The following is a 12081-nucleotide window of genomic DNA, read 5'->3' as shown; positions in this document are numbered from 1 at the left end:
GCCGCCGAGGAGTTCCTGAAGGCCAACCCGAAGACCACCTATGCCCTCGTCATGATGGGATCGAACGATCGCCAACCCATCCGGGAGGGAGACCAGACCCTCGATCCCTTGAGCGACCGCTGGCGCACCCTCTATGCCGAGCGCGTCGACGCCCTGATCAAGGTGTTCACGGACGCGAAGATCCCGCTGATCTGGGTCGGGGCTCCGCCCATGCGCAGCGAATCCCTGACGAAGGACATCGCCGCGATCAACGACATCTACCGCGAGCGCGTGGCCAAGGCCGGCCAGACCTACGTCGATATCTGGCCCGGCTTCGTCGACGACCGCAACCGCTACACCGCGACGGGGCCCGACCTGGAAGGTCAGGAAGCCAAGCTGCGCACGGCGGACGGTGTCCACTTCACCAAGGCGGGCGCGCGCAAAATGGCGCATTTCGCCGACGTCGAGCTGAAGCGGATGATGGGCACGGGTGCGCCGCCGGCCCAGCCGGCGCTCGCCGCCCCCGTGGCGGTGGCGCCGCAGCCGCCGCTGGAAGGCGAGGCGGCCAAGCTCGACGATGCCGCCGCCATCGACCGGCAGATCACCGCGATGCTCCCGAGCCTGCCGGAGCCGCCCGGCATCCCGGCCCTGCCGGTCAAGCCCCTCGCCGGCCCGGTGGTGCCCCTCGGCCGAGCCGAGGTGACGCCGGGGGGGACGCTGATCAGCGGACGCCCCCGCGACGCCGATCCCTCGGGCACCGTCGAGCGCGCCCTGGTGCGGGGCGCCGCCCCCCTGCCCCAGCCCGGCCGGGCCGACGACTTCAAGTGGCCGCCGGGCTGACCGGCGGTCGATCCTCGAGCCTGTCCAGGTGGCGGATCGGACGCGGGGATCCCGGCCCCCGGGGCGCTAGCCGACGCCCACCGGATGCTTCGTCACCACGGGGCTGCGCATGGTGACGAGCTCCTCGCCGGCCGTGGGATGCACCGCGATGGTGCGGTCGAAATCCGCCTTGGTGGCGCCCATGGTCACGGCGATGCCCACGGCCTGGATGATCTCGCCGGCATCGTGGCCGAGGACGTGGACGCCGACGACCCGGTCGCTGGCGCGGTCCACCACGACCTTCATCAGCACGCGCTCGTCACGGCCGGACAGGGTCGCCTTCATCGGGCGAAAATGCGAGCGGTATACGTCGATGGTGCCGTAGAGGTCACGGGCCACATCCTCGTTGTGGCCAACGACCCCGATCTCCGGGGTCGAGAAGACGGCCGTGGGGATGAGGCCGTGGTCGACGCACCACGGCTTGTCGCCGAACACCGTGTCGGCGAAGGCGTGGCCCTCGCGAATCGCGATCGGGGTCAGCGCGGCCCGGTCGGTGACGTCGCCGACCGCGTAGATCGACGGCACGCGGGTCCGCGAGAAGGCGTCGACCGGGATCGCGCCGCGGGCATCGGGGGCGATCCCGACCGCCTCGAGACCGAGGCCGGCGATGTTGGGGCGCCGGCCCGTGGCCGTCAGGACCTGATCGACCTCCAGGGTGCTGCCGTCGTCGAGGGTGACGCGGATGCCGCTCCCGGCCTGGTCGAGGCGCTCCACCGTGCGGTTGAGGCGCAGGTCCATGCGCTTGGCATAGGCTTCGCCGAGGGCGTCGCGGAGCTCGTCGTCGAAGCCCCGCAGGAGCCGGTCGCCCCGGTGCAGCAGGGTGGTGCGGCTGCCCAGATGGGCGAAGACGCCGGCGAACTCGACGGCGATGTAGCCGCCGCCCACCACCAGGATGCGCTCGGGCAGCGTTTCCAGTTCGAAGACCTCGTTGGAGGTGATGGCGAGCTCGGCGCCCGGGATCAGCGGCTCCTTGACCGGATGGGCCCCGACCGCGACGAGGATGAAGCGGGCGGTGACGCGGCGGTCCGATCCGACGAGGCGCACGGTGTGCGCATCCTCGATCACCGCCCGTTCGGGGATGACGGTGACGCCGGCCCGGCCGAGATTGGCGTCGTAGATGCCCTCCAGGCGCGTCACCTCGGCATCGCGCCGGGCCTTCAGGATGCGCCAGTCGAAGCGCGGCTCGGGCACCGACCAGCCGAAGCCGGCGGCATCCTCGAATTCGTCGGCGAAGCGCCCGGCATAGACCATGAGCTTCTTCGGCACGCAGCCGCGGATCACGCAGGTGCCGCCGACCCGGTACTCCTCGGCGAGCTGGACCCGGGCGCCGTAGCCGGCCGCGATGCGGGCCGCCCGGACGCCGCCGGAACCGCCGCCGATGACGAACAGATCGACGTCGAAGCTACGGTCCAGATCGTCTGCCATGAACTCATCCTACGGGTGGGAGCGCCGAGGGCTCTCCATCGCCCGAACGGGGCGGCACATCAACCGTCCCGCGGCGCAAACAAAAAGGCCGCTTCCCCACCCGGAGAAACGGCCTCGAAGACACCGATGCGGCGCGAGGCGCCGGCGGGCTTACTTGATCTTGGTTTCCTTGAAGTCGACATGCTTGCGCACGACGGGGTCGTACTTCTTCATCGACAGCTTCTCGGTCTGCGTACGGGAGTTCTTCTTGGTGACGTAGAAGTAACCCGTGTCGGCGGTCGAGATCAGCTTGACTTTAACGGTGACGGCCTTGGCCATGGACGCGGCGCTCCTGTGATCGCGGCATTCCGCATCAGCGAAACGCAAAAGGGCCGGCGGTGGCCGGCTGAATACCGGCGGGTGATTGCCCCATCGGCCGGGATTCGTCAAGGCGCCTCATACGTCGGATGCCGGACGATGCCCAGGGCGACGACCATCGCGTAGCCCAGGAACAGCAGGCAGAGGCTGTAGGCGAACCCCTGGGGCGGGATCAGGTCCATGCCCCCGCCGATGAGCGGCGGACCGAGCATCAGGCCGACATTGTAGAGGACCACGAAGGCGGCGTTGGCCCCCGCCAGTTCCGGCCCCCGCACGGTGGCGCCGAGATGGGCGAGGCCCACGGTGTAGAGCGTCCCGGCGATGCCGCCCCACAGGAACAGCAATCCGAGGAGGGCCGGAAACCAGGTCGACGCCAGGGGTATCAGCATCGACCCGAGGGCCCCGCCGAGCCCGGCCATGAGCAGGACGAGGCGCCGGTCGACCCGGTCGGCGAGCCAGCCGAAGGGGATCTGGAAGAGGACGTTGCCCAACGCCAGCGCACTGACGAGGCCGGCCGCCGTCTCGGCGTCGTAGCCGAGGCGCAGGCCGTAGAGGGGCAGGATCGCGAAGCCGCCGGTCTCCACCGCCCCGTAGACCAGGGCTGCCGCGGTGGCGGCGGGCGCGAGGCGCAGATAGGCGTGGAAGGGGCGCGACGCGCCGTGCCCGATCACCGGGGACAGGCCCCGGGCCAGCAGGAGGGGGACCAGGGCGACGAGGAACAGGCCGGCCCCGCCGAGATAGGGCGCGTAGCCCTGCGTCCCCAGGACGGTGAGCAGGGTCGGTCCCACCGCGAAGCCCAGCGCCAGGACCGTGGCGTAGACGCCCATCACCAGGCCGCGCCGCTCCGGCGGAGCCGCCTCGTTGATCCAGAACTCCGAGAGCACGAACAGGGCGCCGAGGCTCGTGGAAAACACGAAGCGCAGCACGAACCACCAGGCGATGCCCTGGAGGAGCTTGAAGGCGACGAGGCAGAGGGCGCCGAGGACGATGGCGCCCACGAGGAGCGGCAGCACGCCGAGCCGGGCCGCCAGGCGCGGCACGAACGGCACCGTCAGGATGGCCGCGAGGCCCGCCACGGCGGTGTTCACCCCGATCAGGGTGCTCGACGCGCCCATGCGCGCCATCTCGATGGAGAGCAGCGGGATCGTCAGGCTGAGGCCGATGCCGACCACCGCCACGCAGGTGATGGCCGCGGCGATCGAGGCGAAGCGGGAGCCGTCGCGCGACTCAACGTGGGGAGGGGCCGGCATGAAGGGGTCCGCTGCGGGTCGCTGGCGCGACGCCGGGACCGCCTTGTCTACGCCGGGGCGGGCCGGCGCAACCGGGGGCCTGCCCTCAGCGCGCGGCCGATTTCAGCGGCTTGCCGTCGGCGGTCGGCGGCTTGCGCTCGATCTTCTGGCCGTCCTGCAGGTCGGCGGGGGGGCTGAGCACGATCTCCTCGCCGCCCTCCAGGCCCTGGCCGAGCTCCACCGTGGTGCCGAGGTCGCGCCGGATCGTCACCGTGCGCCACTGTGCCGTGCCGTCGTCGCGGGCCACCGCCACCTGGGTGCCGCGCTGGTTGAAGACGAGGGTCTCGGCCGGCACCCGCACGTTCGGTTCGGTGCGCGGCACCTTCAGGGTGACGTAGACGTAGAGCCCGGCCCGCAGGGCGCCGTCGGTGTTCGGGACGTCGACCTGCGCCGTCAGGGTGCGCGACGAGGTCAGCAGCGCCACCGAGCTGCGCTCGACCTTGCCCGAGAAGGTCCGGTCGGCGATCTGCGGCACCTTGATGGACGCATCCACCCCCGGCCTCACCCCGACGGCGACGTTCTGGGGTACGTTGACCGAGACGCGCAGGATGTCGTCGCGGTCCATGGAAAGCAGGGCGGTCCCGGTGCCGTCGGCGTGCACGAGGTCGCCGACATCGACGCCGCGCTGGGTCACCACGCCGTCGAAGGGCGCGATGATGTCCTTGAAGCCGGTGAGCGCCCGCAGGCGCTCCACCGTGGCCGCCTGGGCCTTGATGTTGGCCTGGGCCACCTTCACGCCGGCTTCCGCCGAGGCGAGGGTCGCGGCCTGGCTGAGCACGCTGGCCTGGGAATTGTCCGCGTTCTGCTTCGAGGCCCAGCCCTGGCCGGCCAGCGTCGTGGTGCGGCTGTTGGTGACGTTGGCGAGGTTCACGTTGGCCTTGGCCTGGTCGACCATGGACTTGGCCTGGAGGAGCGCGGCTTCGAGCTGCCCCGTCTGCGCCTCCGCCTGGGCAAGCTGCTGGTCGAGGTCGGGGGCGGCGATGCGCATCAGGATGTCGCCCTGGCGGACACGGCTGCCGATATCGACCCGGCGCTCGGCGATGTAGCCGGTGGCGCGGGCGTAGAGGGCCGCCTTGGCGAAGGCGTCGGTCTGCCCCGGCAGGGTGATGTCGATGGGCTTGTCGGCCCGCTCCGCGGTGGCGGTGCGCACCACCGGCACGAAGCTGTTCACCTTGCGCTGGGTCTCGGAGGCGGCGGCGCGCCGCTGCATCTGGCCGTAGCCGCCCCAGGCGAGCAGGCCGAGGGCGGCCAGGGCCGCGATCAGGAAGGGCGCCTTGCCGGGCGGCGGCGGGATGGCGGACGGATCGTGGGTCTGATGCATCACGCCTGTCCCATCGCCGAACCGGGCCTCATCCTGCCGTCGTTGTTCCAGACCCGCCAACGGCTCACGCGTAATCCTCCAGCGGCTTGACCGCGCCCCGGCGCAGGAGCGTGTACAGGAACGGCACGAAGAGCAGCGTCGCCGGCGTGCCGATGGCGATGCCGCCCATGACGGCCCGGGCCAAAGCCGCGTTCTGCTCGCCGCCCTCCCCCGTCCCCAGCGCCATCGGGATCAGGCCGAGGAACATCGCGCTCGCGGTCATCAGCACCGGCCGCAGGCGGGTCTCGCCGGCGAGCAGGGCCGCCTCGACGGCGCCGCATCCCGTGGCCTCGCGATGCTCCTTGGCGAAGGTCACCAGCAGGATCGAGTTCGCGGAGGCGATGCCCACCGACATGATCGCCCCGAAGAGCGAGGGAATCGAGAACGTCGTCCCGGTGATAAACAGGCTCGCGACGATGCCGCAGAAGGCCAGCGGCAGGGCGGCCAGCACCACGAAGGGATCGCCCCAGCTCTGGAAGTTCACCGCCATCAGCAGGTAGACCGCTACCAGCGCGATCGCGAGGCCGACCTGGAGCCGGAAGAAGGCCGATTCCATGTTCTCGATCTGGCCCCGGACCGTGATCTTGTCGGGGGCCGGCAGGGCCTTCTGCTCCTCGGCGACGATCTGGCGGATCGCCTTTGACACCGAGCCGAGATCGCTGTCCTGCACCGCTGCGTAGACGTTGAAGGTCGGCTGGGTGTTGACGTGGTTGATCACCGTCTGCGACCCCTCGCGGCGCAGGGTCGAGACGCTGGAGAGGAGCGTCAGCACGCCCGGCGCATCCGCATTGCCGTTGACGAGGAGCGGCGTGTTCTGGAGCGCGGTGAGCGAGTCGTTGCGGTATTCCGGCGTCTGCACCCAGAGCTGGTAGGGGATGCCGGTCTTCGGGTCGGTCCAGAAGTTCGGCGTCACCTGAAACGAGCCCGACAGCGAGACGTTCAGCCCCTGGGCGATCTGCTGCTGGGTCAGCCCGAGCTCCGAGGCGAGCCGCCGGTCGACGTCGACGAAGAATTGCGGCGTGCCGACGATCTGGTGCAGGTGCACGTCGACCGCCCCGCGCACCGCCTTCAGGCGGCGGACGATGCTCTGGGCCACCTCGAGGTCCTTGGCGGTGTTGCGGCCCGAGACCTGGATGTCGATCTGCGCCAGGGTGCCGAAGTTCAGGATCTGGGTGATGATGTCCGAGGGCTGGAAGTAGAACACCACGTCGGGGAAACGCTCGCGCAAGACCTCGCGCAGGCGCTTGGTGTAATCCGCCACCGAGCCGTGGCCCTCCTTGAGGTTGATGAGCATCTGGCCGTCGTTGTAGGCGACGAACGAACCGTCCGAGAACGCGAAATTGTAGTTGTTCGCCGGCAGGCCGATGTTGTCGAGGATCTGGTCGATCTCGCCCTCGGGAATGACCTCGCGGACCACGTTCTCGACCTGGGCGAAGACCTGCTCGGCCGTCTCGATGCGCATGCCGGGCCGCGTCCGCAGGTGCAGGGTCATCTGGCTCGAGGCGACCTGCGGGAAGTAGTCCTGGCCCACGAAGACGAAGAGCCCGGCGGTGGTGGCGAAGACGACGGCCACCAGGGTCAGCGTCGCGGCGCGGCGGGCGACGACGACGTGGAGCAGGCCGAGATAGCCGCGCTGGAATCGCGCGAACCGCGCCTCGAAGCCGTGGCGGACCCAGCCGGCCAGCCGAAAGACCGGGCCGCCGATCCAGCCGAGGGCGCGGGCGACGCGTCCCCGCCGCGGCGTGGCGCCCGCCCCGTGCTTGGCGTCGTATTCCCGCGCCACCAGCACGTCGATCAGCACCGGGACCAGGGTGCGCGACAGGACGTAGGAGGTCAGCATGGCGAACACGACCGCCAGGGCCTGGGGCGTGAACAGGTATTTCGGCGTGTCCGTGAGGGCGAAGACCGAGACGAAGGCGGCGCAGATCGACAGGGTCGAGATCAGCGCCGGCTTGGCGATGCCGGCCGCGCCCTCCACCACCGACTTGCGGAAGGGCTCGCCCTCCTCGAACAGCCGGTAGGTGTTCTCGATCGCCACCGTCGCATCGTCGACCAGGATGCCGACCGCCAGGGCGAGGCCGCCCAGCGTCATCACGTTGATGGTCTCGCCGAGCGCCGCCAGGATCGCCAGGGAGGTCAGGATCGAGAGCGGGATCGAGACCAGCACCACGATGGTGGAGCGCCACGACCCGAGGAACAGCAGGATGGTGAGGCCCGTCAGGCCCGCCGCGATGATCGCCTCGTGGATCACGCCCTCGATGGCGGCGGAGACGAAGACCGACTGGTCGAACAGCGGCTTCAGGCTCATGCCCTCGGGGGCGGCGGCCTGGATGTCGGGCAGCGCCTTCTTCACGTTGTTGACGACATCCAGCGTCGAGGCAGTGCCGTTCTTGAAGATGCGCATCAGCACCGAATGCAGGCCGTCCGCGCGCACGATGTTGACCTGCGGCGGGCCGCCGTCGCGCACGTTGGCGACGTCGCGCACCAGGATCGGCTGGCCGCCCACCACCTTGATGGGGATCTGGTTCAGGGCCTCGATCGCCTCGGGCGAGGCGTTGAGCTGCACCGGGTATTGCTGCTCGCCGATCTTGGCGAGGCCGGAGGGGATCGTCAGGTTCTGGGCCGTCACCGCGTTGGTGACGTCCAGCGCCGTGAGCCCGAGGGCCTGGAGGGCGTGCAGGTCGAGATCGACCATGATCTGGCGCGGGGTGCCGCCGAAGGGCGAGGGCAGGGTCGAGCCCGGCACCTGGGTCAGGCGCTGGCGGATGCGATACTGGGCGTAGTCGAAGACCTTGGTCAGGCTCTCCCGGTCGGACGAGAGCGCGAGCTGGATCACCGGCACCGAGGAGGCCGAGAAGCGCAGGACGATGGGGGGCTGCACCCCGGGCGGCATCGTCGCGCGGATCGAGTTCATCGCCGAGACGACCTGCGCGATGGCCAGATCGATGCTCACCGCGCCGTCGAAGTAGATCTTCTGGATCGCCGTGCCCTGCAGGGTCGTCGATTCCATCCGGGCGATGTTGTTGACGTTGTTCGAGAGCGAGAACTCCGCGTAGGTCGTGATGCGACGCTCCATCTCGGAGGTCGACAGGCCGTTGTAGGTCCACACCACCACGACCACCGGGATATCCACGGTGGGCAGCACGTCCTTGGGCGCGACCACGACCGCCGCCGCGCCGCCGAGCATCATCAGCACGGCCAGCACGTAGATCGTGATGCGGAACTTCAGAGCATACTGGACGAGGCCCATGCGGCTCCCACGCGATCGCGTTCAGGCTGGTGTACCACGGTGGTCGCATGCCACCGGTTCCTCTGTAGCCGTGACGCCGCGACGCAATCGAGGTTTCAAGCCGGGATTTTTGTTTCCGGGTGTAAACCGGGGGCCGCATCGCCGGCGCCTCGGCCCGAGGCCTGGGCAGGCTTCGTCGGGACGTCGCGGCCGAGGCCCCTCGGCACCGCGTCACCCGAGCCCGTGGGGATGGCCCACGCGGCGGGCTCGGGGCCGGGCCAGGGGGCGGCATCCGCCGGGCGTGTCTGCGTGTGATCGGATGGCTGCGGAGGACGCGCGCGAGGCCGTCCGTCCGTCCGGTGAAGACCCGCCGGTACGGCAGGCGGACGCGTTCAGCAGCAGCGGAAGCCGCTGCGGTTGCCGACGCCGAAGCGGGCGTTCTCCCGGTTCCGGAAGAACTCCCGCTCGCTCATGGGCTCCTGGTCCGCGTGCGTCCTGCGGATATGGGCGGCATAGGCCTCGTAATCGCCCTGCCCCACCATCAGTCGGGCGCCGTCGCAGACGCATTTCGAGAAGGTCTTGAGACGGTCCCGCAATTCGGTCGACGACAGCGCCATGGGCTTTACTCCGCGGGAACGGCGGCCGGGCCGCCGCTCTCCAGGGCGGTCCAGCGATCGGCCCGATAGGCCTTCACGCAGGCCATGATGCCGAAGGTGGCGATGGCGAGCACGAGGCCGACGAACAGCACCGCGAGGGCGGCGTCGATCCGGTCGTTGAAGACGATCTTGTGCATGTCGGCCATGCTCTTGGCCGGCGCCAGCACCTTGTTCTCGGCGATGGCCGCCGAGAAGCGATCGGCGTGGGACAGGAAGCCGATCTTGGGGTCGGCCGAGAAGATCTTCTGCCAGCCGGCCGTGAGGGTGCAGACGCAGAGCCAGACGGTGGGGATGATCGTGACGAAGGCGTAGCGCTCGCGCTTCATCTTGAAGATCACCACGGTGGCGAGCGTCAGGGCCACGGCGGCCAGCATCTGGTTGGAGATGCCGAACAGCGGCCACAGGGTGTAGATGCCGCCGAGGGGATCGGTGACGCCCTGGTAGAGGAAGTAGCCCCAGGCGCCGACGCAGAGGGCGGTGGCCAGGATGCTGGGCGCCCAGGCCGTCGTGTCCTTGAAGCGCGGCGAGACGAGGCCGAGCAGGTCCTGCAGCATGAAGCGCCCGGCGCGCGTGCCGGCATCCACCGCGGTCAGGATGAACAGCGCCTCGAACAGGATGGCGAAGTGGTACCAGAACGCCATCATCGCCTTGCCGCCGATGGCCGAGGAGATGATGTGCGCCATGCCGACCGCGAGGGTCGGCGCGCCGCCGGCGCGGGAGATGATCGAGTGCTCGCCGACGTCCTTGGCCGTCTGGGCGATCTGCTCCGGCGTGATGGCGAAGGCGGGATCGAGCTTCGTCACCGCGGCCGCCGCGCTCTCCGGCGTCGTGCCGACGAGGCCGGCGGGCGAGTTCATGGTGAAGTAGATGCCCGGCTCGATCACGCTGGCGGAGACCAGCGCCATCACGGCCACGAAGCTCTCCATGAGCATGCCGCCGTAGCCGATGAAGCGGGCATCGGACTCGCGGTCGATGAGCTTGGGCGTGGTGCCCGAGGAGATCAGCGCGTGGAAGCCCGAGACCGCGCCGCAGGCGATGGTGATGAACAGGAACGGGAACAGCGACCCGGCCCAGACCGGTCCGCTGCCGTCGACGAACTTGGTCACGGCCGGCATCTGCATGTGCGGGGCGACGTAGGCGATGCCCAGCGCCAGGCCGATGATCGTGCCGATCTTGAGGAAGGTCGAGAGGTAGTCGCGCGGGGCGAGCAGAAGCCAGACCGGCAGGATCGAGGCGATGAAGCCGTAGCCGATCAGCAGCCAGCAGAGCTGCGTGCCCGTGAAGGTGAAGACCGGGCCCCAATAGGGATCGGCCGCCACGTTGCCGCCGTAGACGATGGCCAGCATCAGCAGCACGAAGCCGATGATCGAGACCTCCCCGACCTTTCCGGGCCGGATGTAGCGGGCGTAGAGGCCCATCAGCATCGCGATCGGGATCGTCGCCGCGACCGTGAAGGTGCCCCAGGGGCTTTCGGCCAGGGCCTTCACGACGATCATCGCCAGCACCGCCAGCAGGATGACCATGATCATGAAGGTGCCGAACAGGGCGATGACGCCCGGAATGGTGCCGAGTTCGGAGCGGATCAGCTCGCCCAGCGAGCGGCCGTCCCGGCGCATCGAGATGAAGAGGACCATGAAGTCCTGCACGGCGCCGGCCAGCACCACGCCGGCCAGGATCCAGAGCAGGCCCGGGAGGTAGCCCATCTGCGCGGCGAGCACGGGGCCGACCAGCGGCCCGGCGCCGGCGATGGCGGCGAAGTGGTGTCCGAACAGCACGTTGCGGTTGGTGGGGACGTAGTCGAGCCCGTCGTTGTGGACGTGGGCCGGCGTCCGGCGGCTGTCGTCGAGCCGCATGACCTTGGAGGAGATGAAGAGCGAGTAGTAGCGATAGGCGATGAGATAGACGCAGACCGCCGCCACGACGATCCAGAGGGCGTTGACCGTTTCCCCGCGCGTCGTCGCGACGATGGCGAGGGCGGCCGCCCCCAGCGCTCCCACGAGGGCCCAGGGCCCGTGCTTCGTTACCGCACTCATAGACGTCTCGCTCCTGCGACCTGTCCTTCGTGGCCGGTCGTCAAGGGCTCTTCTTGCGCAAATTCTTCCGCAGGGCCAGAGGCCCGCGATTTCAATCGGTAGGGATTGAATAACCCATCCCCCGTTTGTCACCGCGGGTTGCGAAAGGTCCGCGATCCTCAATCGAGTTCGATGACGCGGTTCGGCAGGGCGTCGAGGGGGCTGGCTTCCGGCGGAAGCGGCCCGGCCAGGATGGTGCCGACCTGCCCGACGGCTTCGGTCAGGCCCGCCTCGGCCTCGCCGCGGCGCAGGGCGGCCAGGAGCGCCTCGATCGCGCCGGACCAGGCGCCGGGCGGGACGCGCGCGGCGACGCCGTGATCGGCGACGATCTCGGCATGGCCCTCGGCCCGGGCGACGTAGATCAGCACCCCGGTCCGCCCTGCCGTCCGGCTGAGGCCGCGGGTCGTGAATTCGCGCAGGGCCTGTTCGTGGGCGCGATCGCGGCGGATCGCCCGTGGGACCAGGGCCATCCGCACCCGGGGATGGAGACCCGCCAGGAGCGCCAGCAGGACCACGGCGACCTGCGCCAGCGCGATCGTGGCCGCGCTCCACGGGGTCAGGACGATCAGCGGCCAGGGCAGGACGAGGCCGACGGCCAGGGCGAGCAGCAGCGGCGCGGAACGGTAGAGTCCGGCACGGGCGGCCACCAGCACGACGATCTCGCCGGACGTCGCGGTCTCGGCCCGGCGGATCGCCTCCGCGATCCGCGCCCGCGCCGGCGCATCGAGAAAGGGCGGTCGCTTACCAGTCACCGGAGGCGACCGTGCCGGTGGCCGCGCCGACGGCGCCGCCCACCACGCCGCCGATCGGGCCGGCCGCGCGGTTGCCGTCCTCG

Annotated in this window: 9 protein-coding genes; 1 reads left to right on the top strand and 8 read right to left on the bottom strand. The window is 70.0% G+C overall.

The annotated features are described in order from the left end of the window. Window positions 1-819, top strand: an 819-nt coding sequence (locus AC6EUL_RS22135) for an SGNH/GDSL hydrolase family protein (protein ID WP_499872725.1), incomplete at its 5' end; no start/stop codon positions are given. A gap of 66 nt (window positions 820-885) precedes the next feature. On the opposite strand, the gene gor is transcribed toward AC6EUL_RS22135, so the two are convergent. The 8 genes from gor to AC6EUL_RS22095 all read right to left on the bottom strand — a co-directional run bounded on the left by gor (window position 886) and on the right by AC6EUL_RS22095 (window position 11998). Continuing rightward, window positions 886-2283 carry a glutathione-disulfide reductase gene (gene gor / locus AC6EUL_RS22130; protein WP_499872724.1) on the bottom strand — a complete coding sequence of 466 codons (1398 nt, stop codon included), beginning with the start codon at window positions 2281-2283 and terminating at the stop codon, window positions 886-888. A gap of 150 nt (window positions 2284-2433) precedes the next feature. Then, a complete protein-coding gene (gene rpmG / locus AC6EUL_RS22125) occupies window positions 2434-2601 on the bottom strand; it encodes a 50S ribosomal protein L33 (protein ID WP_018044575.1) in 168 nt (55 codons plus the stop codon). 107 nt (window positions 2602-2708) lie between these two features. After that, window positions 2709-3890, bottom strand: a complete 1182-nt coding sequence (locus AC6EUL_RS22120; RefSeq protein ID WP_499872721.1) for an MFS transporter — start codon at window positions 3888-3890, stop codon at window positions 2709-2711. A gap of 85 nt (window positions 3891-3975) precedes the next feature. Continuing rightward, on the bottom strand, window positions 3976-5250 hold the full coding sequence (locus tag AC6EUL_RS22115; protein WP_499872719.1) for an efflux RND transporter periplasmic adaptor subunit: 1275 nt from the start codon (window positions 5248-5250) through the stop codon (window positions 3976-3978). Window positions 5251-5314: 64 nt separating this feature from the next. Beyond that, window positions 5315-8539, bottom strand: coding sequence for an efflux RND transporter permease subunit (locus AC6EUL_RS22110; protein ID WP_499872718.1), 3225 nt, complete (start codon window positions 8537-8539; stop codon window positions 5315-5317). 371 nt (window positions 8540-8910) lie between these two features. After that, window positions 8911-9135 carry a YbdD/YjiX family protein gene (locus AC6EUL_RS22105; RefSeq protein WP_056212834.1) on the bottom strand — a complete coding sequence of 75 codons (225 nt, stop codon included), beginning with the start codon at window positions 9133-9135 and terminating at the stop codon, window positions 8911-8913. 5 nt (window positions 9136-9140) lie between these two features. Further along, window positions 9141-11207, bottom strand: a complete 2067-nt coding sequence (locus tag AC6EUL_RS22100; RefSeq protein ID WP_056212837.1) for a carbon starvation CstA family protein — start codon at window positions 11205-11207, stop codon at window positions 9141-9143. A gap of 158 nt (window positions 11208-11365) precedes the next feature. Beyond that, window positions 11366-11998: a TPM domain-containing protein gene (locus AC6EUL_RS22095; protein WP_499872715.1), complete on the bottom strand. Its 633-nt coding sequence runs from the start codon at window positions 11996-11998 to the stop codon at window positions 11366-11368. Window positions 11999-12081 lie beyond the last annotated feature (83 nt).

The organism is Methylobacterium sp. 001424705 (assembly GCF_059816145.1).
The sequence above is the reverse complement of the archived record's forward strand: the minus strand, read 5'-3'. Positions and strand labels throughout refer to the sequence as shown.